This window comes from Sphingobium xenophagum, assembly GCF_031457465.1.
In the GTDB taxonomy this organism is placed as follows: domain Bacteria; phylum Pseudomonadota; class Alphaproteobacteria; order Sphingomonadales; family Sphingomonadaceae; genus Sphingobium; species Sphingobium xenophagum_A.
In genome coordinates this window covers 45,603-67,070 of sequence record NZ_JAVDWV010000006.1, presented here as the reverse complement: position 1 = coordinate 67,070, position 21,468 = coordinate 45,603, and the positions used below count along the sequence as shown (strand labels likewise).

Sequence of the window (21,468 nt, the reverse complement as noted above, 5' to 3'; positions counted from 1 at the left end):
AGGTTTAGGACAGCCGTTTTTTTAGCCGATCAGGTCGAACAGGGTCTGCCGGTTGATCCGGGCAAAGGCCGACTGCGCCGCTTCGAGTTGCAGCAGTTGCGCCGAAACATTGGCGATGACTTCGCTCAGATTGGTCGATTCGAGATCGGCGCGCCGTTCAGTATAGTCCAGCCCGATATCGGTCAGCCGCGTGCCGATGACATCCAGCCGGTCGCTGCGCACGCCCTGTCGGGCCTGTTCTACGACGATATGGCTTTGCCCCGCCTTCACGGCATCGAGCGCGGTCGCCAGGGCAGCATCGTCGCCACCTTCCAGCGCGGCCATGGTCTGGCCCAATATCGCATCGATAGACATGGGCGTGCCATCGACATCAATGCCCTCGGACACCTGCTGCCGCGTTGCAACGACCGCCAGGTTCAGGCCACGGCTGACCGGAACCAATACGCTCTGCCCCTCGTCGAAGACCGGCGTGCCCTGATAATCCTTCTGGTTGAACAATTCGTCGATCGTCGTGCGGATCGTCGACATTTCCTCCAATATCGCGGCGCGACTGGTGTCGTTGAGCGACCCGTTGCGTGCGGAGGTGACCAGCACCTGCGCGCGTTGCAGCAGATTGTCGACCTCGGACAGGTTCGCTTCGGCATTGGTGGCGCGGGTCGTGCCATAGCTGATATTGCTCTGCCAGGCCGCCTGCTGCGACTGGGCGCGGGCAATGTCCGACACCTGCACCCATGCCAGCGCATTGTCCGACGCCTTGTTGAGCGTGACGCCGGTGGAAACCGCCGTCTGTCCCTCGACAATGCTTTTCGACAGGGCCTGTTGCCGCCGGATCTCCGCGAGCATGATCTTGTGCGTGATGCCTACCATGGTTCAGCCCTTTGCCGGTCAGACGATCTGAAGGATCGAATCGATGGTTTCCTTTGCCATCTGGAGAATTTTCGCGCTGGCCGAATAGGCCTGCTGGATGCGCAGCAGATCGGCCGCTTCCATGTCGAGGTCGACGCCGCTTACCGCTTCGCGCGCGGCTACGGCCTGATCATTGCGGCCTTGCGCTGTGGTATATTCCGCCTTGGTCGCGCCCAGCAGATTGGCATGGGTCGCGATCAGCGCGGTCCAGCCCTGTTCGACGCTGCCATTGCCGCGCAGGGTGGAGGATATTGTCAGCAGATTGCCATTGAGCGCCCCATCGGTGGAACGCAGCGCCAGATCTTCAGGCTGCAGACCCAGCGCGGTCACGCTGGCGGCGCTGCCGCCAAAGGCGAGCAGCGGTGCCCCTGCCGCGCCGCCATCGGTGACGCCCTGCGCATGCCAGGCATTGATGTTGGCCACAAATTGGCCGGCCAGCGTATCGAGATCGGCGGCGCGGTCGGCCACCGTGCTGGCGGCGGAAAAGAGTCCGCCCAGCGCGCCGTTGGCCGGGGCGGCGAGCGCCGTCCCATCGCTCAGGCTGAGCGAAAGGCGGCCCTTGTCATCGGCGGCGATTGACAGGCTGGCGGCGCTATCGCCGCTCACCAACGTCTGCCCGCCATAGCTGACTTCTGCCACGCCTCGCGCACCGAAGCTGATATTGACGTTCAGATTGGCGTTGAGCGTCTGCAATGCTGCGTCGCGGCTATCGAGCAACTGGGCATAGGCCGACGTGCCGGGCTGGGCGCGAAGCAGGCTGTTGTTGATGTCGGCCAGCGCCGCGAGCGACGCATTGGCGCTTGCAATCGCGGAATCGCCTTCGGCCTTGATCCCGCTGGACACGGTATCCAGGTCAGCGGCGGTTTGACGGAAAGCGTCCGCAATGCGGCTTATACTGTCCAGCGTCGTGACGCGCAGCGATGTGTCGCCCGGTGCGGCGGCCAGCTTGTCCATATTCTGGAACATGCCAGTCATGAGCTGGCCGATGCCCGTGCTGCCGTCATTCAGCGCGATTTCGGTGTCCCCCTGCCAGCGCAGTCGGGCGCTCGCGCTGGCGAGGTTCATCGTGGTCAGCCGCACGGTCGCGTCGAGATAAGGATCGGCCCCGCGATTGACGCTCATCACCTGGACGCCGCCGAAATTGGCGCGGGCGGTGTAATAGGCCATGGTGGCGGTGGACGCGCCGGATTCGGCAGTCGTTACGCTGCGCCGCGTATAGCCTTCGGTGCTGGCATTGGCGATATTCTCGGCGATCGCGGCCAGCGCCGTGCGATAAGCGCGGGTGCCTGATGCCCCGATGATGAATAGATCGCTCATTCGCCGGTGCTCGGCGCGGCGGGCGCGACCCGTTCGCCAAATTGTCGGATCAGCAATTGGGCGATGCCCATGCTGTTGCTGCCCGCCAGCGCATCGGCGGTGCGAGAATCGGCCATCGACTGGAATTGCTCGGTCGCGCTGGAATCGCTGATCCCTTCGGCCAGGCTCGCAGAGCGCATCGCGCCGATCATCTGGCGCAGGAAGATCGCCTCAAACTGCTGCGCTGCTTTTTCCAGCGCGGCCTTGTTCGCGGCACCTGCGCCCGATGGCGCCGTGGCGGCGGGGGTCGTTGTCACCTGCATCATAGCACCACCAGTTCCGCCTTCATTGCGCCTGCCTGTTTCAAGGCTTCGAGGATGGCGACCATGTCCGCCGGGGAAGCCCCGATCGCATTGACCGCCTTCACTATATCGGCCAGCGACGCCCCACCTTTAAAATTAACCATAGGTTTCTTTTCTTCGTCGATGCTGATCGCGCTCTGCTGCTCTACCGCGGTCTCCCCTCGGCTGAACGGCGCAGGCTGGACGATACGCGGCGCTTCATTGACGTTGACGGTCAATTTGCCATGCGCGACGGCGGCCGGATGGATGCGGACCGCGCCATTGATGACGACGGTGCCGGTGCGCGCGTTGACGATCACCTTGGCGGCGGCATCGGCGGGAGAAATCTCGATATTCTCGATCATGCCCATCATCAGGATGCGGTCTTCCGCGCCCGGAATGGCGTCGATCGCGACCGACACGGCATCCATGGCGCGCGCGCGCCGGTCGCCAAAGGCCCGGTTGATGCCGTCCGCAACGCGCAAGGCGGTGGTCAGATCCGCTTCGGCCAGATTGAAGGTCAGGGTCGGCGCGGTATCGAAACCCGTGGCAACGGCACGTTCCACCGTCGCGCCGCCGGGGATGCGACCGGCCGAGGGGATGTTGACCGACACCTGGCTGCCATCCGCGCCCGATACGCCCAGACCGCCGACCGCCAGATTGCCCTGCGACATGGCGTAGATTTCATTGTCCGCACCGCGCAACGGCGTCATGATCAACGTGCCGCCGCGCAGCGACTTGGCCTTGCCCAGTGCCGACACCGTGACGTCGAGCCGTTGGCCGGGCTTCGCGAAAGCGGGCAGGTCGGCCGTTACCAGCACCGCCGCTGCATTTTTGAGCGCCGGGTTCATGCCCTGCGGCAAGGTCAGGCCAAAGCGCGACACGACGCCCTTCATGCCCTCGGTCGCATATTGCAGGCTATCATCGCCCGTACCCGCCAGGCCCACGACGATGCCATAGCCGGTAAGCTGGTTCGGCCGGATGCCCTGGAACGTCCCCAGATCCTTGACCCGCTCGGCCTGCGCCGGCGTGGTGATCAGGAACAGACTGACGAACAATGCACCAATAAATCCTCCCCTGTAAGGGGAGGGGGACCGCTGGCGAAGCCAGTGGTGGAGGGGTGTCCCCCTCTCGCCACGGTTATACCCCTCCGTCAGGGCTGCGCCCTGCCACCTCCCCTGCAAGGGGAGGATGGAGGCCACGCGATCGAAGATGCTTTTCACGATGCTCTCCATCAAAAGGGGCTGATTATCGAGAAGAAGCTCTGCAACCAGCCTTGCTTGCTGGCGCGGGCAATCTCACCCTTGCCGGTATAGATGATCTTGGCATCGGCCACGCGGGTCGAGGCAATGCGGTTGTCCGGGCTGATATCGACCTGACGGACGAGACCACTGATCTGGATGAATTCGTCGCCGCGATTGAGCGTCAGCGCTTTCTCGCCCCTCACCAGCATGGTGCCGTTGGGATAGACCGCCGCGATCGTCACCGTGATCTCGCCCGACAGGGCGTTGGACTGGGTTGCACCGCCTTGGCCTGCAAAATTATTTTGGCCGCCCATCGCCACATCGCTGGCGGAAAAGGCTTTGGACAGGATGCCGGTGGTCGGCGGGGTCAGGCCGATATTGCCGTTGCGGCTGGTGTCGGCGCTGTTCCGCTTGGTCGCCTGCGTCCGTTCGACCAGGACGATGGTGATGATATCGCCGACCGTGGTGGCGCGTGCGCCGCTGGTCAGCGGGGTATAGCCAACCGATGTCTGGAAGATCGACCCATTGGCCTGCGCCACGGGCGGCTGGGCGATGACGGTCGGCGCATAATGGGCGCGCTCGGCATCGCGCTTCTTGCCTGCCAGCGCAGGGGAGGCGGCGAGGGCCACCAGCGTTGCCGCCGATACGATAAGCATCGCCGTTTGCCCTGAGCGAAGTCGAAGGGCTCGGCCGACCGATAGGGAGGCTACTTCGCGCTCCTCAGTGGAGGGCTTCGACAGGCTCAGCCCGAACGGGTTTTGATTATTATACATCATCTCAGATCACATATTCTGATTGACATATTGGAGCATTTCGTCGGTCGCCTTGATCATCTTGCTGTTGACCTCATAGGCGCGCTGCGTCTCGATCATCTCGACGAGCTCCTCGACGATATTGACGTTGGACGTTTCCAGGCTGCCCGATCGGATCGACCCGCGCCCTTCCAGCCCCGCGACGCCAATCTGCGGCACGCCGCTGGCCGCGCTTTCGGCGAGCAGGTTGCCGCCGATCGATTGCAGTCCTGCCGCGTTCATGAAAGTCGCCAGTTCGATCTGGCCAAGCTGCGTGGGTTCCGCCTCGCCTTGCAAGGTCGCAGACACCGTGCCGTCATTGCCGACCGTCACCGACGTCGCACCTTCGGGCACGGTGATCTGCGGGATCAGCGGCAGGCCGTCGCTGGTGACGACATTGCCTTCGGCGGTGACGCTGAAATTGCCCGCGCGGGTATAGGCGATGGACCCATCGGGACGCTGGATCTGGAAGAAGCCGGACCCTTCGATCGCCATGTCCAGCGCATTGCCGGTCTGGCTCAGTGTGCCCTGCGTGTTGATCTTGCTCGTGCCCTGCAGCGAGACGCCCGAACCCAGGTTCAGGCCGGTCGCGAACTTGTTTTCGCTGTCCGAATTGGCGCCTGCCGCGATCATCTGCTGATAGGCGAGCGTTTCGAAATCGGCGCGGTCGCGCTTGAAGCCGGTGGTGTTGACGTTCGCCAGATTGTTGGCGATCACGCGCATCTTCGTGTTCTGCGCGTCAAGGCCGGTGCGGGCGACATGAAGGGCGGCGTTGCTCATCGTTCATTTCTCCGTGCGGCATCCCTTGGAAGGGTGCTTATGCGTCAGACACAGCAAGATGCGTGCCAAAATTAACTATATTCTTCAGCTATCGAGCCGCATCAGCGACGCGCCGCCATCGTCCATCTGTTTGGCGGTATCTATCAGCTTGACCTGCGTTTCGAATGCCCGGCTCGCCTCGATCATCTGCACCAGCGCCTTGGTGGCATTGACGTTCGACCCCTCGATCGAACCAGCCGTGACGGTAGCCAGCGGGTCTTGCGGCAGCGCGCCGCCATTGACTTCGCGGAACAGGCCATCGGTGCCCTTGGCGATGCCGGACCCGACCGGGCTGACCAGTTTGAGCGCATCGACAAGTTGCGGATTGGCCGGGTCGCCGCCCTGCGGCACGCCCCAGATGCTGCCATCCTGCGCGATTGACACGCTGTCGAGCTGGGGCAGGGTGATCGGTCCACCCGCGCCCAAAACCGGCAAGCCGTCGCCGGTGGTCAGCAGCCCGCTGTCGGAGATTTTAAGGTCGCCCCGGCGGGTATAGGCTTCGCTGCCGTCCGCGCCCTGCACGGCCAGCAGCGCGTCGCCATTCATCGCCACGTCGAGCGGATTGCCCGTCGCGGTGACGGCGCCGCCCTCCATGCTGGCGGCAATGACCTGTTCGGACGCCTGCGCGCGGGTATCGAACGTGTCGCCCTGGAGCCAGCGCGTCTCGGCATTGGCAATCTCTGCGCGAAAGCCGATGGTGTTGGCGTTGGCGAGATTGTTCGCGATCGACGCCTGCCGCGCCATCGCGCCGCGCATTGCCGTAAGTGCCGTGTTGACGAGCCGGTCCATGGACGAAGCCTTCTACCCTGGGATGCTTAGGTGCGCATGTTGACGATGGTGGTGGTCAGCGTGTTCGCTGTCTCGATCGCCTTGCTGTTCGCCTGGAAATTGCGCTGCGCGGAAATCAGCGCCACCAGTTCCTCGGTGATGTCGACGTTCGAGCGCTCCAGCGACCCGCTGTTGACCGCGCCGAACATGCCGGTATTGGCGGTGCCCAGGATCGGGTTGCCGCTCGCGACGGTCGAGGACCAATGGGCATCGCCTTCCTGGCGCAAGCCTTCCTGGCTGTTGAACGACGCCATGGCGACCTGGCCCAGATAGGCGGTGCTGCCATCGGCATAAATCGCCGAAACCAGACCGTTCTTGGCCACGCCGACACTGGTAAGCTGCGCCGCGCCATCGACGCCCAGATAGGTGGTCGGGATTTGGAGATCGGTCAGATCGGCGGGGCTGCTTGCGGACGTAGGGGGTGTCGTCAACGCGCCAGTCGTAGGATCAACCGCGAACACCTGAATGCGCGATCCCGTGGTATCAACAGCATAGCGGTTGTCATCGACGGCAAAGGCGCCATTGCGGGTGTAGCTGACGGTGCCGTCCGGTGCCTTGACGGTGAAATAGCCTTCGCCGGTGATGGCGAGGTCCAGCGTCTTGTCGGTGGTTTCGATCGTCCCTTGCGTGAACTGCTGGGCGATGCCCTGCACGCGCACGCCCTGGCCTGCGACCTGGCTGGTCGTCTGCATCGGCGCGGCGGCGAAAATGTCGCCAAACTGCACCTTGCTCTTCTTGAAGGCGGTCGAATTGACGTTGGCGACATTGTTGGAAATGGTGGCCAGATCGGTCTGGGCACCTTTCAGGCCGGACAGCGAGATATAGAAGGACATGGCGTTGCTCCCTGGGTGAAAAGGAAAGAAAAACGGGGTGAGATTACATCAGGCTGATCGCGTCGGACGGGCTGTAGCTGCCGAGCGCGGTAATGAGTTTGGACGATGATCCGTCGGCGGGGGACTGGACCGCGGCAATGGTGGCCCAGGTGGCGACCCGGCTCGGCGTTGCGCCATTGACCTTCACCTGCAGCGCGGACGTGGCGATGGTATCACCCGCGTCATTCTTGCCGTCCCAGTAGAAGGTCACGTCGCCGGCCGGCTGCGCGCCAAGGTCGAGCGTCTTGACGACATTGCCGCTGCCATCGACCAGGCTGATGCTCGCGCCATCCGTGGCCTGGGGCAGGGTGATCTGCCCCGCATACAGGCCGCTGGCATCGGGAGCTGCGATATTGCTCTGCACCAGCATCGACTTGCCGATCCAGCTTGCCGCATCGCCCAGCCGTGTGCCGCCCAAATCGGCGGCCAGATTCTTGAGCGTCGCGTTCATTTCGGCGATACCGCTTGAATTGGTGATGGTCGCCATCTGCGACACCATTTCGGCATTGTTGACCGGCTCAAACGGGTCCTGCGTCTGCATCTGCGCGGTGAGCAGGCGCAGGAAATCGGCCTGGCCCATTTCCGCCTTGCCGGTGCCGACCTTCGCATTGGGATTATAGACCGATAGCCCGGCGGTATCGGTGATGGTGGAGGTGGTGCTCATTTGCCGATCCTTATGGTTTCGAGCATCAGGGATTTAGCGGTGTTCAGCACCTGCACGTTATTCTGGTACATGCGGGACGTTTCGATCATGTCGATCAACTCCGCATTGCTATCCACCGCCGCTTCCCACACATCGCCATTGGCGTCCGCCAGCGGATGATTGGGGTCGTGCCGCTTGGTCGGCTCGGCCTTGGTGGTGACGATCTCGGACACTTTGACGCTCGCCATGCCGGGGCTGTCGGTGACCGATGTGAAGACCGGCTTGATCGCCCGATAGGCCTCGGCTGCGCTGCCGGTGACATTGCCCGCATTGGCCATGTTGGACGCGGTGGTATTCAACCGCACCAGTTGCGCGCTCATGGCGCGCCCGGCGATGTCGAATATGTTCATGGGACCAGAGCCACTCATGCTCATTCTCCCCTGAGCGCACGGTTGATGGTGTTGATGCGACCCTCAAGGAAGGAGAGGGTGGTGCGATATTTGACCGCATTTTCGGCAAATAGCGTCTGTTCGGTGCTCAGCTCGACGGTATTGCCATCAAGGCTCGGCTGGAGCGGCACGCGATAGCCCATGGCGTCATCGACGACCTTCGACACGTCGGCGGCGTTGCCGCTCGCCTGCGTCGTCGCTTTTTGCAGCGCCGCGTCGAAATCAATGTCGCGCGCCTTGTAGCCGGGGGTCGATGCGTTGGCGATGTTGGACGCCAACAGGGACAGCCGCTGCGAGCGAAGCGCCAGCGCCTTTCCATGAATGCCGAACAAACCGTCTTCCACTGATCCTGCCCTTTTTGCCTGCTGGCCCTAAAAGTTTCGCGTCCCCCGCCGTTCTGACCCCTGATGGCGTCCATTGCGGGTGATCCAGCCTGAAATCAGCAAGAGCCGTGCCAATTTGCGTGGGTGACGCAACGGCAAGGTGGAAATGCCCGGAAATCCGGGCTTTTGCGGGTCAGGGCGGCAAGGACGGCAAAAAATTGCCGGGGTGCGGCAGTGGCTTGCCGCTGCGCCACGGGCCAAAGGGGACTGGCATATATGCTCGCGATTATCGGCCATTTATTCGACCCCCTGACGCTGCTCGCGCTGCTCTGCGGGGTCGCGCTGGTCGCCCTTTTCCAGAATGGTGCGCGACCGCTGGGGCGAGCGATGCTGGCGCTGCGACCGCTGGTCACGGCCGATCCCGCGCGCGATCGCGACGCTGCCCGCGCAACCATGCTCAAGATCGACCAAGTGGCGCAATTGCGCGGCCTCTCCTGCGCCGATCGCGTCAAGACCGCTTCCCCCTTCCTCACCGACGCGGCGCGCAAGCTGGCCAATTGCGACCGTACCGACCAGTTCGAACGGTGGGCAGGGCAGGTGCTGGCCGACCGCGCGCAACGCCATGGCGCGGTGCATAAGGCCTGGCTGTCGATCGCCGACGCCGCCCCCGCCCTCGGCATGGCTGGCACCATCATCGGCCTCGTCGGCATGTTCGCGGCGATGGACGATCCCGCCGCGCTAGGGCCAGCCATGGCGCTGGCGCTGCTCACCACGCTCTACGGCGTTATTATAGCCAATGTCGCCGCCGCGCCGATCGCCGCGCGCCTCATCGACCTGTCCGAACAGGAATTGGCCTGGCAGCGCGAAGTGGTGACACGAATGCTGGCAATCGCGCGGCGCGAAAATGCGCCGGTCCGACGCGGCGCGATACGCGAAGTCGCATGACCGGCAGCACATCCGCCATCGTCCGACGCAATCGCTGGGCCGTCAGCTTTGCCGACCTACTGCTGCTGCTGCTCGCCTTCTTCGTGCTGTTGCAGGCCAGCGGCGCGCGGCGCGATGTCGTGCTGGCGGGCGTTGCCCAGCAATTTGGCGGTCGGGCGATGCGGCCGGGCGTGGAATTGCGCGCGGCCGACCTGTTCGAGCCGGGTGAAGCCTTGCTCACGCGGCAGGGTCAGTCGCGCCTTTCCGCCATTGCCCGCCGCTTTGCGGACGAACCGGGCGGCGTCGAGATACGCAGTCGCGGCTCCGACCGCGCCCGCCAGCGCTTCGACGATTGGGATCTCGCCGCCGCCCGGCTTGGCGCCGTCGCCCGCGCGCTGAAACTGGACGGCATCGCGCAGGACCGGCTGCTGATCCGCGGCCTCGACCAGTCGGATGGCAAAAGCGGGCAGGGGCAGATGATTCGCATCGCGCCGGGGCAGACGGACGCGCGTTAACCAACTTGGCACGGATATTGCTGAAAATCCCGACATAGAACCGCCGACCTTGTCAGGAGACATGCCGTGCCTCGCGCTTATCCGTTCCTTCTCGCTACTGCCGCGCTGCTTGTCGCCGCGCCCGTGCAGGCGCAGCAGCGGTTCGAGAATCTCGATCGTATCGACAGCCTCGTCGCCATGACGGTGGGTGCCAATCTGGGCGAGCCGGGCGGCCCGATGGCACCGGTCGATCGCCGCTTGAAGCTGGCCGCCTGCCCGACGATGCCCAAGGTCGAAGGCCCGGTATTCGGCGCGGCCATGGTCAAATGCGAAGCACTCGGCTGGCGCATCCGCGTGCCGCTGGTTGCGGGCGCATCGGCTGCCGCATCGGGGCCAGTGCCGCGCACCGCCAGCCGCTTCACACCCGCCGCCCGCGCCACGCCGCAGGAAAGCGTCGTGCGCAAGGGCGATCCGGTGCAATTGATGGCGGGCAACGCGCTCTTCAACGTCTCGCGCAGCATGATCGCGGATGAAGATGGCGCGGTCGGCGACACGATCCGCGTACGCGAGGACAAGAAAGCAGCCCCTATATTGGCGCAGGTCGTGGAAATGGGCCTTGTACGTGTTCCGGGGTTTAAGGATTTTTGAACTTGTCCGTTATACGCCTATAGGGACGAGTGAAGGATTGAAGCCAATGATCAAATCTGTCGGTCAAAGCATCAGCGCCGCCATAGAGGCGACCCGCCTGCGCGAAGGGGGCAAGACGCGCGCGTCTTCGACCACAGGATCGGCGACGGCGGCATTCGCCTCGGCCTCGGCCAGCCCCGCCGCCCGAATGGCGGCGGAAGGCGCGCCGGTCGATATGGATCGCATCGCCGCGATCAAGGCGGCGATCGCGTCGGGCAATTATCCGGTCGATGCCGCCGCGATCGCCGATCGCATGGTCGCGCTCGACCTGTCTGCTGCGGGGTAACGATCATGCCGCTGGGGCTCGCCGCGCTGGATGACCTGTTCGAAGCTTTCGAGGATCTGCGCGACGTGCTGGACGGCACGGATGCCGTCGCCATCGAACTGGCCAGCAATCGCGTCAGCCGGGCCGCAGCTACCGTGCGCGCCGTTGGTGCCTGGCGCTCCGAACCGATCGTGATCGAACGGCTGAACGCCATGCTGCCCTTGCTCGAAAGCGCCCGCGTGCGCGTCAGCTTGCTGGCCGACCATGCGAATCAACGGCTTGCCATGCTTGCCGCCCATGGATCGACCCACGCGCCGCTCACTTACGGCCGCTGAACTTTATTTCCTGTTGTCCCTAAAACGGCACCGAAAGGTGCCGTTTTGCGTTGCGGGCTAAATTTCCTGACGCCGCGTTAACCAAATCTTGGCACAAGCCTTGCTCTAATGATCCCCGCAATGATTGGGGAATAGGGTCAAGTGTCGGCTTTCGCAGACATCACTACCGGGGCGACATCGACAGGCAATCGCGTGACCAACGCGATCGCCATGGCGAGCCGCCGTACCGGTGTCGACTTCTCCTATCTGCTGGGTCAGGCGAAGATCGAAAGCAGCCTCAATCCCACCGCGCGCGCCACTACATCGTCGGCGACCGGCCTCTATCAATTCATCGACCAGAGCTGGCTCGCCGTCATCGACAAGCATGGCAGCGACTATGGGCTTGGCTGGGCCTCCGATGCGATCAGCCAGGGCAGCAACGGCCGCTATCATGTGGCGGACCCGCAACTGCGCCAGCAAATTCTCGACCTGCGCAAACACCCTGAAACCGCCTCCGTCATGGCGGCGCAACATGCCGCCGACAACAAGGCCTATCTCGAACAGAAGCTCGGCCGCGAAGCCGAACCCGTCGATCTCTATCTCGCGCATTTCCTGGGCGTTGGCGGCGCGAGCAAATTCCTGTCGGTCCATGATCGCGCGCCCGGTGCTACTGCCGCTTCGCTTTTTCCCGCCGCCGCGCGCGCCAACCGGTCGATCTTCTACGACCGGTCGGGCAGCGCGCGCAGCTTCGCCGACATTCGCGACCGCTTTGCCGCGAAGCTCGAAAAAAGCTCCGGCAGCCTCGGCGGCGAGGTGCAATATGCCGCCGCCGCGCTGCCATCGGGCGCAAAGACGGTCCAACCCGCCGATTATGTGCGGATCGAAACCCAGCGGCTCAGCGAACAGGTCGATGTCGGCATCCGGCCCCAGCCGCAGACCGCGCGCCTCGCCTATCTCATGCTCGCCACCCTCGGAAGGTAACGGCTCCTCATGAATCCCACCCAAGTCAAAGCGAAGATCTGGATGAGCGCCGCCCAGGGGGCGGTGCTGCCTTTTGCGACGCTGATGGTCGTGCTGTTCATGATGGTGCCGGTTCCGGCGGTCATGCTCGACATTGGTTTCATCACCAATATCATGATCAGCCTCGCGGTGTTGATGGTGGCGCTGAACGCCGCCAAGCCGCTCGATTTTTCCAGCTTTCCGACGGTCCTGCTGTTCGCCACGCTGCTGCGCCTCGCGCTCAACGTCGCCTCCACCCGCGTCGTGCTGGTTCAGGGGCATGAAGGCTCGGACGCGGCCGGACAGGTGATCGAGGCATTCGGCCATTTCCTGATCGGCGGCGACTATGTCGTTGGTATCTTCGTCTTCGCCATCCTGATGATCATCAACCTGGTCGTCATCACCAAGGGCGCGGGCCGCGTGTCCGAAGTATCGGCGCGCTTCACCCTGGACGCCTTGCCGGGCAAGCAGATGGCGATCGACGCCGACCTGAATGCCGGCCTGATGACGCCGGAAGAAGCCAAGCAGCGCCGCGTCGAAGTCGCGACCGAAGCCGATTTCTACGGCTCGATGGATGGTGCCAGCAAGTTCGTGAAGGGCGACGCGGTCGCGGGCATTCTGATCCTGGTCATCAACATCATCGGCGGCATCATATTGGGCGTCGTCAGCCATGGCCTCGCCATCGGCGAAGCAGCCCAGACCTATATCATCCTCGCCATCGGCGACGCGCTGGTGGCGCAGATCCCCGCGCTGCTGCTCTCGATCGCTGCCGCCTCCATCGTCACCCGCGTCAAGAGCGAGCAGGATCTGGGCGGGCAGATCGCCGGCCAGTTCGGGTCGGGCCGCGCCTGGGTGCCGGTCGCAGCGATCCTCGGCTTCCTCGGCGTCCTGCCCGGCATGCCGCATCTCATCATCCTGTCCGCCGCCGCCGTGGCGGGCGGCATCGCTTGGAACCTGCGCAAGGCCAGCCAGAAGAAGGCCGCCGAACCCGCACCCGTGGCGCCCGCGCCGAATCCGGCGGTGATCGAATGGGATGACGTGTCGGACGGCGCGATCCTCGGCCTCGAAATCGGCTATGGCCTCATTGCCCTGGTCGACGAACGCAAGGGCGCGCCGCTGATGGCGCGGATCACCGGCATCCGTCGCCAGCTCTCCAAGGAACTGGGCTTCGTCGTGCCGATGGTGCGGGTGAAGGACAATCTGGCGCTCGAACCCAATCAATATCGCATCACCATCGCCGGCGTCGTCGTGGGCGAGGATGAAATCTGGCCCGACGACCTGCTCGCGCTCGACAGTGGTGCGCTCGAAAGCGTCGTCGTCGGCCGCCCGACCAAAGACCCGACCTTCGGCCTCGACGCCGTCTGGATTTCGCAAGCCAAGCGCAGCGAAGCGGTAATCGCGGGCTATACCGTGGTCGATCCGCCGACCGTGGTGGCGACGCATCTCAACCAGCTCATCGCCATGAACGCCGCCGAAATGTTCGGCCTGGACGAAGCGCGCAAGCTGCTCGACACTTTGAAGGACGCCGCGCCGCAACTGGTCGAAGGCCTGACGCCCGCCACGCTCAGCCTCACCCAGATCAGCGCGCTCTGCCGCGCATTGCTGTCCGAAGGCATCGCGCTCAAGGATTTCCGCCGCATCTGCGAGGCGATGGTCGACGCCGCCCGGCCCGACATGAGCCACGAACAATTGGTCGAAGCTGTGCGCCAGCGGATCGGCGCGCTCATCATTCAGGGGCTGGTTCCTGTGAAGATGCCGCTGCCGGTCATCACGCTGGACGGCGATCTCGAAGCGATGCTGGCGCAGGCGATGCGGGTGGCGGGCGACGCCCGGCACCCGATCGAACCCGCACTCGCCAACCGCATCGTCGAAGCGGTGGTGCAGGCCGCCCGCCCGTTGCTGGGGCAGGCGCGCAACTTCGCCATCGTTACCTCGCCGCTGGCCAGGCGGGCGCTGGCGCGGCTGTTCAAGCCGCATCTGCCCGAAACGCCGGTGCTGTCCTTCCTCGAAATTCCCGATGGCAAGGGCGTCGAAGTGGTCGCGGTCGTCGGCGGCGAACAGCGCCCCACGCCCCGCCACGACCCGGCACCCCGCCAGGAACACGCGCGCGAACGAGTCGCCTGAAAGGAGGCTGAGCCATGTATATGAACAAGATCGCGGCCGGCGCCCATACCTATGCCAAGCCCGGCGAAAACAGCCCGGAGCGGCTCGCCCGCCAATATATGCCGTTGGTGCGCAAGATCGCCTGGCACGTCCATGGCCGCGTTTCGAGCGCGATCGAGGTAGAGGATCTGCTCCAGATCGGCATGCTCGCGCTGGTCGAGGCCGCCAATAGTTTCGAAGATCGCGGCTTCGGCTTTGCCGCCTATGCTCAATTGCGCGTGCGCGGCGCGATGATCGACCATCTGCGGCGACAGGCGACCATCTGCCGCTCCGCCATGGCCAAGCGCAAGCAATTGGCCGCGTGCCGCAATGGTTTGGAACAAACGCTTGGCCGCTTACCGACAGAGGCGGAAATGTCCGCCGAAATGGGCCTCGACCCGTCCGACTATCGCGAACTCGCCGACAGCGTCGAAATGGTGCAGCACACCAGCATGGACGAGGTCTATTCGGACCAGTCCATGTGGTTCGCCGATGTCGAGGATCGCGCCGACGACGTCATGGAACGCGAATCGCTCAAAAAGGCGCTCACCGCCTGTATCGGCGAACTGCCCCAGCGCGAGGCGCTGGTGTTGCAACTCTATTTCGTCGAAGAACTCAATCTGGAGGAAATCGGCCACACGCTGGACATCGGCGCAGCGCGCGTCTGCCAGATCAAGAAAGCCGCGCTCGACAAGCTGCGCGAGAAACTGCGCGACTGGGACTGACCCTATTCGTCGTTCGCCGCCAGCCGTCCGACCCGACGTTCTTCGCCATTGGGCCAGCGGAACCGCAACGGGCGATAGCTTTGTGTCCGCCACCATGGGTCGGCGACCTGGAACAGCCCGCTCGCCTCGGCCCTGCGCCCCAGATCCTTGCGCGCGGTAACTGCGGCCAGCACGGGCGCAAGGAACAGCCCCGCCGTCACCGGAATGATCCAGCCGATGCCGCTCCCCGCCTTGATCGCCAGCGCCAGCAGCAACGCACCCAGCAGGATATGCCATTTGAACAGCCAGATCGCGCTGCCGATCGCCATCCCGTCGCGGTCGCGGGTCTGGCCGTTCCAACTGCTCTTGCGGCCCATTAATATGCCGAACAGATTGATCGTCTGAGTCAGCATCGCGACCGGCGCCATCAGGATCGACAGGATGATGTCGACAATCACCCCGCGCGTCATCCGCGCCGCGCCGCCAAAGCCGATTCGCCGCGCCGGGTCCAGCAACGCCCATAGCATCGCCAGCAGTTTCGGCCCGAACAACAGGAAAGCCGTGACCGCGAGCAATCCGCCCGATGGCAGCACATCGGTCGGCGGCCACACCCCGCTCGCCCCGCCGCCCAGCACGACCAGCATCAGCGTCAGCCACATGGGCGAGGTGCAATAGGCCGTCGCCCCCACCAGCAACTGGAACCGGCTGACCGGATGCAGGCCCGCAATCCGAACGAGCAAGGGCACATGCTGGATATTGCCCTGACACCAGCGCCGGTCGCGGGTGAAGAGGTCCGGCATCGACGGCGGAAATTCCTCGAAACTATCGTCCGCCGTGACCATATGCACGTCCCAGCCGCGCCGCCGCAGCAGCGCCGCTTCCAGCATGTCATGGCTCATGATATGCCCGCCAAAGGGCGCACGACCGGGCAGTTCGGGCAGACCGCAACTCTGCGCAAAGGCCTTGACCCGGACGATGGCATTATGGCCCCAGAACATCCCTTCGGACCCGGCCCACCAAATCATCCCGGCGGCCGAGATCGGCCCAAACAGGCGGCTCGCAAATTGCTGCCAGCGCGCGAACAGCGTCGCCGCACCCATCACGGTCGGTACGGTCTGGATCAGGCCGACCTGCGGATGCCGCTCCATGTCCGACGCCAGCCGGGCCATGGTCTGGCCGCTAACGATACTGTCGGCGTCCAGCACGATCATATAATCATAGCCGCCGCCAAACCGCTCGACCCATTCGGCGATATTGCCGGGCTTGCGCCCGATATTGCGCGCGCGGCGGCGATAATGGACCGGGCGGGAGAAAGCGCCGCGCATCTCCAGATAGGCCGCGCGCTCCGTCTCGCCGCTCTGCACATTGGAATCGGACAGGATGAAAAATTCGAACCGCTCGCGCCCCATCACCTGCGCCAACGATCGTTCCATGATCGACAAACGGCCCAGCACGCCCAGAAAATCCTCGTTGCACACCGGCAGCAGGATCGCGGTCTTGCCCTGCAACGGCTGCGACGCGCGCAGCGGGCGCGGCGTCACGCTGCGCCCCTTGCCCACGGTCAGCAGCAGGAAGCCGATGATCGCGGTGGCACAACCGAACGCGATCCAGGCGAACAGCGGAATGAACAGGGCGAGATAGACGCCCTCCAGCAGCGAAATCCCGTCCAGGCCGATCGAACGGCGCATCTCATGCGCGGCCATGCCGGTGGGGATGAGGGCAAGCAGCACGACCAGCATGCGCCGCGCCCACAGGTCGATATTGAAGCGGCGTGGCGCGATCAGCGGTGGCCGTGCATCGAAATCCTGCTCCGGCATCGCGATCGGGCTTTCGGGCGGCAACTGTTCGAAGGCCGGACTCACCGGCACGTCCCCGGCGGCGGCATCGGCCACCGGCACCTGTCCATTACCCATATCATCCAGACCCATAGCGATTCACCCAACGGCCAGAACCGTTCGTTACGCCAACGGTTCCGTTCATCCGCCAACGGGGTAATGCACATATTCGCTCACCGCGCGACCGCCGGACCGCAATTGCAACCGCACATCCGCCGTCCCGCCGCTATTGGGCCGCAGGTCCAGCACTGTGCGATACAGGCCTTTGCGGCCCAGAACCGGATAGCCCGCTTGCTTGACCGAAGTACCGTTGGCGATGTCCACCCACAGGTCGGGCTTGCTACCCTCCGCCACACCGGCGAAGTCGATCACCAGCCGCGCAACGTCGGGCTGGTCGCCGCGCCCGCGCCACACATTCTCGACGATTGCGGTGCCCGTCGCGGCGGGCGAACGGTCCGCCGTCCAGTCGAGCTTGTAGGAAAGGTCGATCCGCTTGCCCGGCACAGGCGCAGCGGCGGGCGTCCAATAGGCGGCCAGATTGTCGGTATATTCGCTGTCGGTCGGAAAGGCATAGAGCCGCACCTCGCCCGCGCCCAGCGGCCGGGCGGGCGTGGCCCATAAAGTCGGGCGGCGATCATAAAAAACGCCATCATCCTGATAATGGTCGAAATCCCGGTCGCGCTGCAGCAGGCCGAACCCCTTGGGATCGCGCTCGGCAAAGGCACTTACCATCGGCACCGTGGGATTGACGATCGGACGGGCATGGGCGGTGCCATCGGCACTGGCGATCGACAACAGGTCTGAGTCATGAATTTCCGGCCGCCAGTCGGTGCCGATCGTCCGGTTCGCCTGATCATACCAGAACATGCTGGTCATCGGCATCAGCCCCAATTCGGGGATGGCACGGCGGGGGAACAGGGCGGCGGTCACCTCTTGCCGCACGCCATCCTTGTCCACGCGGCTGACGAAGCGGAACGCACCGGTGATCGACGCCCCATCAAGCAGGGCGAAGATGGTGACGCTGCTTGGCCCAGTCCGTTCCAGCCAGAAATGGGTGAAGCGCGGAAATTCCTCGCGCCCCTGGATGCTGGTGTTGATCGCAACGGCCCGCGCCGACAGGCCAAACTGCTTTTGCGGGCTGGGGGCACGGAAGTAGCTGGCCCCAAGGAAGGACAGCCAGTCGCCATCCCGCGCCGCATTCATGATGCGGAATCCCGCAAAACCCGCGCCCGGCGGCAAGGCGGTCACCGGATTGCCCGCTGGCGCATCGAACATGGCCGGATCGTAGCGCAGCGGCGTGGCGCGCCCCTTTTCGACGATGGCGATCTCTACGGGCTGCGGCGCGGTGGCGGACAGCGGGAAGAAACGGATGCCGGTATCCCCCGGCAGGTCGCTCCACAAAGTCCGTTCCTCGCGAAAGCGCGCCTCGTGCAGCGCGGTATAATCGACCTTGGCGGCGCCCGGATGGGCCGGGGTTTCGGCAAAGGGCGCGCGCGCCAGCCGTTGCGCCTGGCCGATCAGCCGCTCCCAGGAAAAGGGGCCAGCCTGCGTTTGCGCGTGCAGCGCGCGGGGGAGGAGGAGGGCAGCGCCCGTGGCAGCGATCAACGCGCGCCGGTCAATATGGGTCATGGCTTCACCATGGCGAGCCTGTCACGCAAAACCAACCCCCCTATGTTGCATATGCGATGAAGCCCCCGTCCGGGGGGACGGAGGCTTCGGATGCTGGTCGTTTGATCGAAGATTGGCTCCCGGCGCGGTGGGGACTGTTAATGCGCCGGGCGCCTATGGGCGGCTGTCAGGTGACCAGACCTCAGCCGACCAATGGGGTATTGGCTTAGCCGATCAGCTTCAGAACGCCCTGCTGGCTCTGGTTGGCCTGTGCCAGCATCGCGGTCGATGCCTGGCTCAGGATCTGCTGCTTGGCGAGCGCGGTCGTTTCCGTCGAGAAGTCGGCGTCTTCGATGCGGCTGCGGGCGTCGGTCAGGTTGGTGACGTTGTTCGTCAGGTTGTTGACCGTCGATTCGAGGCGGTTCTGAACCGCACCGAGGTCGGCGCGGGCCGTCGCGATGGCCGCCAGCGCATCGTCGAACGTGGCAAGGTCAGCATCGACCGGGGTGCTGGCGTCCACGGCCAGCGGGTCGGCCATGGCGGTCAGGATGTCGGTCAGTTCGATGTCGACCTTGTCGGTGGCGTTGGCACCGGCCTGGATGGAAATCGTCTGATCGCTGGCGAACAGCTTCGTGCCGTTGAATTCGGTGTTGGTCAGCGTGTCGGTGATCTGCGTCTGCAACTGAGCGACTTCCGCCTGGATGTTCGCCTTGGCATCATCGTCGTTGGTGCCGTTCAGCGACTGGACGGTCAGTTCACGCATACGCTGCAGCATGTTGCTGACTTCGCCGAGCGCGCCTTCCGCGGTCTGCGCCAGGCTCATGCCGTCATTGGCGTTGCGGATGCCCTGGGTCATGCCCTTGATCTGCGCGGTCATGGTGGATGCGATGGCGAGGCCGGCGGCGTCGTCCTTCGCGCTGTTGATACGCTTGCCGGTCGACAGGCGCTCCATCGCGGTGCTCAGGCCCTTGCTGGCCATGGTCGAAGCGTTGGCAGCGCGCAGTGCCGAAGAGTTGGTTCCGATAACAGTCATGTTGTTCCCTTTCTATGCAACATCAGGTCGCTGCTATGGAGCACTTGCGGCCTCGAAAGGGGATAACGGCGGGGCGCAACCGGCCTTTAGCGGCAGGCACATATTTTTTAAAAATATTGTTTTTCATGCATTTATGAGTGAAGGTGGGGGTGGCACCGATCCGCCTTGCCGCTTTTGCCGGAAGAAAATTGCCGTTTTGCGGCAAACGGACGTGCGCATTAACCATCTGATAACCACAAAAATATATATATTGTCCCATCGAAGGGGTCCGGGGCGTGCGGGGGCACAAGCTGACCGATTATTGGGGTTACGATCATGTCATCGCTTGACGTGAGCCGTGGAGTCTGCGCGCTCGTTCCGGGTCTGCAGCACTGGCTCGAAAACGCACTTTTTACCGTCTGCATTGTCGATGCGGCCAGCCCGCGTACCAAGGACAGCCGCCGCATCCTGCTGGCTACCGAGATCGGCCATGCGACTCATCGCGACATCCTCATCAACCTGATCGACGGTGCCCCCTCGCTGATCGCGGCGGCCAATGGCCTGCCCGCCCGCGTCGCCTTTGGCCTTGCCGACATGGGTTTTGCCTTCGCGCTGATCGCCGAACTGGCACGGCCCGCTGCCGTCCCGGCGGTGGGCGATAGCGGCAGCGTCCGGCTGATGACGCTCGCCGGGCGGGTCGCCCGCAGCGATGCGACCGTCCTCATTCAGGGCGACACCGGCACCGGCAAGGAAGGCATGGCGCGCTTCCTCCATGCCCAGTCGGGCCGGTCGGGCCATGACTTCATCGCCGTCAACTGCGCGGCGCTGCCCGAAACCATGATGGAAGCGATGCTGTTTGGCCATCGCAAGGGCAGCTTTACCGGCGCCGCTAGTGCGTCCGAAGGCCTGTTCCTCGCCGCCGATGGCGGCACGCTCTTTCTCGACGAAATCGCCGAACTGCCGCTCGCGCTGCAGGCCAAGCTGCTGCGCGCGCTACAGGAAGGCGAAGTCCTGCCCGTCGGCGCGACCCATTCGGTGCCGGTCAATGTCCGTATCATCGCCGCCTGCAACCGCAACCTGGCGCAGGAATGCGCCGCAGGCCGCTTCCGTGAAGATCTCTACTGGCGTCTCAACGTCATGCCGCTCGAACTGCGTCCGCTCGCCGAGCGTCGCGGCGACATCAGCGCCATCACCGCCGCGATGCTGTTGCGGCATCAGGATGATGGCAAGGCGGGCTTCGTCTGGCCGACCGCCGCCGCGCTCGACAAGCTCGCCGCGCATAGCTGGCCGGGCAATGCGCGGGAATTGGGCAACATCCTCCAGCGTGCGCTGGTCCTGCGCGATGGCGATCAGATCGAGGCGGACGACCTGCATCTGGCAGGCGCGGCGCAGATGGTGACGCCCTTCCGCGCCACAGCGCCGATACAATTGCCCGCCGAACCCATTCGCCTGCGCGACGTCGCGCGCCATTCCAAGCTCGAAGCCATCCGCTGCGCCCTGCGCGAAACGGACGGCCACCGCGCCGCTGCCGCGCGCAAGCTCGGCATTTCGGAACGCACGTTGCGCTATCGGCTCGCCGAAATGCGCGAGCTGGCCGCAGCATAAGGGGGAGGATAGGATATGAACGGCATTTCCCCGACCGACAGCGTGATGGCGATCCGCAACGCCATCCTGCAAAAAAACGCCGCGCTGCGCGACATCGGCTCGACCGGCCCGGTCGGCGGTGCAGGCGCGGCCCAGGGCACTGCGCCCGGTGGCTTTACCGATGCGCTCAACAATGCGCTGCAACAGGTCAACGGCCTTCAGGGCAAGGCCGGTGAAGCCGCCGCCGCTTTCGAACGCGGCGAAACCACCGACATCGCCGCCGTCATGCTCGCCAAGCAGCAGGCGTCGGTTAGCTTCGAAGCGACCCTTCAGGTCCGCAACAAACTTCTGTCCGCCTATAAGGACATTATGAGCATGCCGGTCTAAA

Annotated in this window: 25 protein-coding genes; 10 read left to right on the top strand and 15 right to left on the bottom strand. The window is 64.3% G+C overall.

Annotated elements, in window-relative coordinates; all coding sequences use genetic code 11:
* Positions 1 to 21: 21 nt before the first annotated feature.
* From J2W40_RS07425 to flgB, 11 genes are all read right to left on the bottom strand, one after another.
* Positions 22 to 867 (bottom strand): flagellin, encoded by an 846-nt coding sequence (locus J2W40_RS07425; RefSeq protein WP_310223192.1) that lies wholly within the window; start codon positions 865 to 867, stop codon positions 22 to 24.
* Between the two features lie 18 nt (positions 868 to 885).
* On the bottom strand, positions 886 to 2,223 hold the full coding sequence (flgK, locus tag J2W40_RS07420; protein ID WP_310223191.1) for a flagellar hook-associated protein FlgK: 1,338 nt from the start codon (positions 2,221 to 2,223) through the stop codon (positions 886 to 888).
* Positions 2,220 to 2,525, bottom strand: a complete 306-nt coding sequence (locus tag J2W40_RS07415; RefSeq protein WP_310223522.1) for a rod-binding protein — start codon at positions 2,523 to 2,525, stop codon at positions 2,220 to 2,222. Before J2W40_RS07415 ends, flgK begins: the two co-directional genes overlap by 4 nt.
* Positions 2,525 to 3,610, bottom strand: a complete 1,086-nt coding sequence (locus tag J2W40_RS07410) for a flagellar basal body P-ring protein FlgI (RefSeq protein WP_310223520.1) — start codon at positions 3,608 to 3,610, stop codon at positions 2,525 to 2,527. Before J2W40_RS07410 ends, J2W40_RS07415 begins: the two co-directional genes overlap by 1 nt.
* Before the next feature lie 167 nt (positions 3,611 to 3,777).
* Positions 3,778 to 4,443: a flagellar basal body L-ring protein FlgH gene (locus tag J2W40_RS07405; protein ID WP_310223190.1), complete on the bottom strand. Its 666-nt coding sequence runs from the start codon at positions 4,441 to 4,443 to the stop codon at positions 3,778 to 3,780.
* Between the two features lie 126 nt (positions 4,444 to 4,569).
* Positions 4,570 to 5,358 carry a flagellar basal-body rod protein FlgG gene (gene flgG, locus J2W40_RS07400; protein ID WP_310223187.1) on the bottom strand — a complete coding sequence of 263 codons (789 nt, stop codon included), beginning with the start codon at positions 5,356 to 5,358 and terminating at the stop codon, positions 4,570 to 4,572.
* Positions 5,359 to 5,442: 84 nt separating this feature from the next.
* Positions 5,443 to 6,186, bottom strand: coding sequence for a flagellar basal body rod protein FlgF (locus tag J2W40_RS07395; RefSeq protein ID WP_310223185.1), 744 nt, complete (start codon positions 6,184 to 6,186; stop codon positions 5,443 to 5,445).
* A 26-nt stretch (positions 6,187 to 6,212) separates the two neighbouring features.
* A complete protein-coding gene (locus tag J2W40_RS07390; protein ID WP_310223184.1) occupies positions 6,213 to 7,058 on the bottom strand; it encodes a flagellar hook-basal body complex protein in 846 nt (281 codons plus the stop codon).
* Positions 7,059 to 7,101: 43 nt separating this feature from the next.
* A complete protein-coding gene (locus J2W40_RS07385; protein ID WP_310223182.1) occupies positions 7,102 to 7,761 on the bottom strand; it encodes a flagellar hook assembly protein FlgD in 660 nt (219 codons plus the stop codon).
* On the bottom strand, positions 7,758 to 8,168 hold the full coding sequence (gene flgC / locus J2W40_RS07380; protein ID WP_037477031.1) for a flagellar basal body rod protein FlgC: 411 nt from the start codon (positions 8,166 to 8,168) through the stop codon (positions 7,758 to 7,760). The genes J2W40_RS07385 and flgC overlap by 4 nt, the downstream gene beginning before the upstream one ends.
* Positions 8,169 to 8,170: 2 nt before the next feature.
* Complete coding sequence (flgB, locus tag J2W40_RS07375) at positions 8,171 to 8,533, bottom strand: flagellar basal body rod protein FlgB (protein WP_310223179.1); 363 nt, start codon at positions 8,531 to 8,533, stop codon at positions 8,171 to 8,173.
* Between the two features lie 255 nt (positions 8,534 to 8,788).
* Between flgB and J2W40_RS07370 the strand changes: the two genes are divergently transcribed.
* From J2W40_RS07370 to J2W40_RS07335, 8 genes are all read left to right on the top strand, one after another.
* Positions 8,789 to 9,457: a MotA/TolQ/ExbB proton channel family protein gene (locus tag J2W40_RS07370; RefSeq protein ID WP_310223177.1), complete on the top strand. Its 669-nt coding sequence runs from the start codon at positions 8,789 to 8,791 to the stop codon at positions 9,455 to 9,457.
* Positions 9,454 to 9,951 carry a flagellar motor protein MotB gene (locus J2W40_RS07365; protein WP_310223175.1) on the top strand — a complete coding sequence of 166 codons (498 nt, stop codon included), beginning with the start codon at positions 9,454 to 9,456 and terminating at the stop codon, positions 9,949 to 9,951. Before J2W40_RS07370 ends, J2W40_RS07365 begins: the two co-directional genes overlap by 4 nt.
* Before the next feature lie 66 nt (positions 9,952 to 10,017).
* A complete protein-coding gene (locus J2W40_RS07360) occupies positions 10,018 to 10,578 on the top strand; it encodes a flagella basal body P-ring formation protein FlgA (protein ID WP_409050353.1) in 561 nt (186 codons plus the stop codon).
* Positions 10,579 to 10,624: 46 nt separating this feature from the next.
* Positions 10,625 to 10,903: a flagellar biosynthesis anti-sigma factor FlgM gene (flgM, locus tag J2W40_RS07355; protein ID WP_310223173.1), complete on the top strand. Its 279-nt coding sequence runs from the start codon at positions 10,625 to 10,627 to the stop codon at positions 10,901 to 10,903.
* A 5-nt stretch (positions 10,904 to 10,908) separates the two neighbouring features.
* On the top strand, positions 10,909 to 11,217 hold the full coding sequence (locus tag J2W40_RS07350) for a hypothetical protein (protein ID WP_310223171.1): 309 nt from the start codon (positions 10,909 to 10,911) through the stop codon (positions 11,215 to 11,217).
* Between the two features lie 141 nt (positions 11,218 to 11,358).
* Positions 11,359 to 12,177 carry a lysozyme family protein gene (locus J2W40_RS07345; RefSeq protein ID WP_310223169.1) on the top strand — a complete coding sequence of 273 codons (819 nt, stop codon included), beginning with the start codon at positions 11,359 to 11,361 and terminating at the stop codon, positions 12,175 to 12,177.
* A gap of 9 nt (positions 12,178 to 12,186) precedes the next feature.
* Entirely contained in the window at positions 12,187 to 14,319 is a 2,133-nt protein-coding gene (gene flhA / locus J2W40_RS07340; RefSeq protein WP_310223167.1) for a flagellar biosynthesis protein FlhA, read from the top strand.
* 14 nt (positions 14,320 to 14,333) lie between these two features.
* On the top strand, positions 14,334 to 15,062 hold the full coding sequence (locus J2W40_RS07335) for a sigma-70 family RNA polymerase sigma factor (RefSeq protein ID WP_310223165.1): 729 nt from the start codon (positions 14,334 to 14,336) through the stop codon (positions 15,060 to 15,062).
* Positions 15,063 to 15,064: 2 nt separating this feature from the next.
* Here the strand turns inward: J2W40_RS07335 and mdoH are convergent, their stop codons facing one another.
* The 4 genes from mdoH to J2W40_RS07315 form a co-directional block, all read right to left on the bottom strand.
* Positions 15,065 to 16,969 (bottom strand): glucans biosynthesis glucosyltransferase MdoH, encoded by a 1,905-nt coding sequence (mdoH, locus tag J2W40_RS07330; protein ID WP_409050352.1) that lies wholly within the window; start codon positions 16,967 to 16,969, stop codon positions 15,065 to 15,067.
* A 48-nt stretch (positions 16,970 to 17,017) separates the two neighbouring features.
* Positions 17,018 to 18,505 (bottom strand): glucan biosynthesis protein D, encoded by a 1,488-nt coding sequence (locus tag J2W40_RS07325; RefSeq protein WP_310223163.1) that lies wholly within the window; start codon positions 18,503 to 18,505, stop codon positions 17,018 to 17,020.
* A gap of 205 nt (positions 18,506 to 18,710) precedes the next feature.
* On the bottom strand, positions 18,711 to 19,517 hold the full coding sequence (locus J2W40_RS07320; RefSeq protein WP_310223161.1) for a flagellin N-terminal helical domain-containing protein: 807 nt from the start codon (positions 19,515 to 19,517) through the stop codon (positions 18,711 to 18,713).
* A gap of 22 nt (positions 19,518 to 19,539) precedes the next feature.
* Positions 19,540 to 19,776 (bottom strand): hypothetical protein, encoded by a 237-nt coding sequence (locus J2W40_RS07315; RefSeq protein WP_310223159.1) that lies wholly within the window; start codon positions 19,774 to 19,776, stop codon positions 19,540 to 19,542.
* A gap of 56 nt (positions 19,777 to 19,832) precedes the next feature.
* On the opposite strand from J2W40_RS07315, the gene J2W40_RS07310 reads away from it, so the two are divergent.
* Both J2W40_RS07310 and fliE read left to right on the top strand, forming a co-directional pair.
* Positions 19,833 to 21,101: a sigma-54 interaction domain-containing protein gene (locus J2W40_RS07310; protein ID WP_310223157.1), complete on the top strand. Its 1,269-nt coding sequence runs from the start codon at positions 19,833 to 19,835 to the stop codon at positions 21,099 to 21,101.
* A 15-nt stretch (positions 21,102 to 21,116) separates the two neighbouring features.
* Positions 21,117 to 21,467 carry a flagellar hook-basal body complex protein FliE gene (gene fliE, locus J2W40_RS07305; RefSeq protein WP_310223155.1) on the top strand — a complete coding sequence of 117 codons (351 nt, stop codon included), beginning with the start codon at positions 21,117 to 21,119 and terminating at the stop codon, positions 21,465 to 21,467.
* The last annotated feature ends 1 nt before the right edge of the window (position 21,468 follow it).

Coding starts and splice junctions, on each gene's coding strand:
- J2W40_RS07425 (WP_310223192.1), bottom strand. CDS start 867: ATGGTAGGCATCACGCACAAGATCATGCTCGCGGAGATCCGGCGGCAA.
- flgK (WP_310223191.1), bottom strand. CDS start 2,223: ATGAGCGATCTATTCATCATCGGGGCATCAGGCACCCGCGCTTATCGC.
- J2W40_RS07415 (WP_310223522.1), bottom strand. CDS start 2,525: ATGCAGGTGACAACGACCCCCGCCGCCACGGCGCCATCGGGCGCAGGT.
- J2W40_RS07405 (WP_310223190.1), bottom strand. CDS start 4,443: ATGCTTATCGTATCGGCGGCAACGCTGGTGGCCCTCGCCGCCTCCCCT.
- flgG (WP_310223187.1), bottom strand. CDS start 5,358: ATGAGCAACGCCGCCCTTCATGTCGCCCGCACCGGCCTTGACGCGCAG.
- J2W40_RS07395 (WP_310223185.1), bottom strand. CDS start 6,186: ATGGACCGGCTCGTCAACACGGCACTTACGGCAATGCGCGGCGCGATG.
- J2W40_RS07390 (WP_310223184.1), bottom strand. CDS start 7,058: ATGTCCTTCTATATCTCGCTGTCCGGCCTGAAAGGTGCCCAGACCGAT.
- J2W40_RS07385 (WP_310223182.1), bottom strand. CDS start 7,761: ATGAGCACCACCTCCACCATCACCGATACCGCCGGGCTATCGGTCTAT.
- flgC (WP_037477031.1), bottom strand. CDS start 8,168: ATGAGTGGCTCTGGTCCCATGAACATATTCGACATCGCCGGGCGCGCC.
- J2W40_RS07370 (WP_310223177.1), top strand. CDS start 8,789: ATGCTCGCGATTATCGGCCATTTATTCGACCCCCTGACGCTGCTCGCG.
- J2W40_RS07365 (WP_310223175.1), top strand. CDS start 9,454: ATGACCGGCAGCACATCCGCCATCGTCCGACGCAATCGCTGGGCCGTC.
- flgM (WP_310223173.1), top strand. CDS start 10,625: ATGATCAAATCTGTCGGTCAAAGCATCAGCGCCGCCATAGAGGCGACC.
- J2W40_RS07350 (WP_310223171.1), top strand. CDS start 10,909: ATGCCGCTGGGGCTCGCCGCGCTGGATGACCTGTTCGAAGCTTTCGAG.
- flhA (WP_310223167.1), top strand. CDS start 12,187: ATGAATCCCACCCAAGTCAAAGCGAAGATCTGGATGAGCGCCGCCCAG.
- J2W40_RS07335 (WP_310223165.1), top strand. CDS start 14,334: ATGTATATGAACAAGATCGCGGCCGGCGCCCATACCTATGCCAAGCCC.
- mdoH (WP_409050352.1), bottom strand. CDS start 16,969: ATGGGTCTGGATGATATGGGTAATGGACAGGTGCCGGTGGCCGATGCC.
- J2W40_RS07325 (WP_310223163.1), bottom strand. CDS start 18,505: ATGACCCATATTGACCGGCGCGCGTTGATCGCTGCCACGGGCGCTGCC.
- J2W40_RS07320 (WP_310223161.1), bottom strand. CDS start 19,517: ATGACTGTTATCGGAACCAACTCTTCGGCACTGCGCGCTGCCAACGCT.
- J2W40_RS07315 (WP_310223159.1), bottom strand. CDS start 19,776: ATGGGACAATATATATATTTTTGTGGTTATCAGATGGTTAATGCGCAC.
- J2W40_RS07310 (WP_310223157.1), top strand. CDS start 19,833: ATGTCATCGCTTGACGTGAGCCGTGGAGTCTGCGCGCTCGTTCCGGGT.
- fliE (WP_310223155.1), top strand. CDS start 21,117: ATGAACGGCATTTCCCCGACCGACAGCGTGATGGCGATCCGCAACGCC.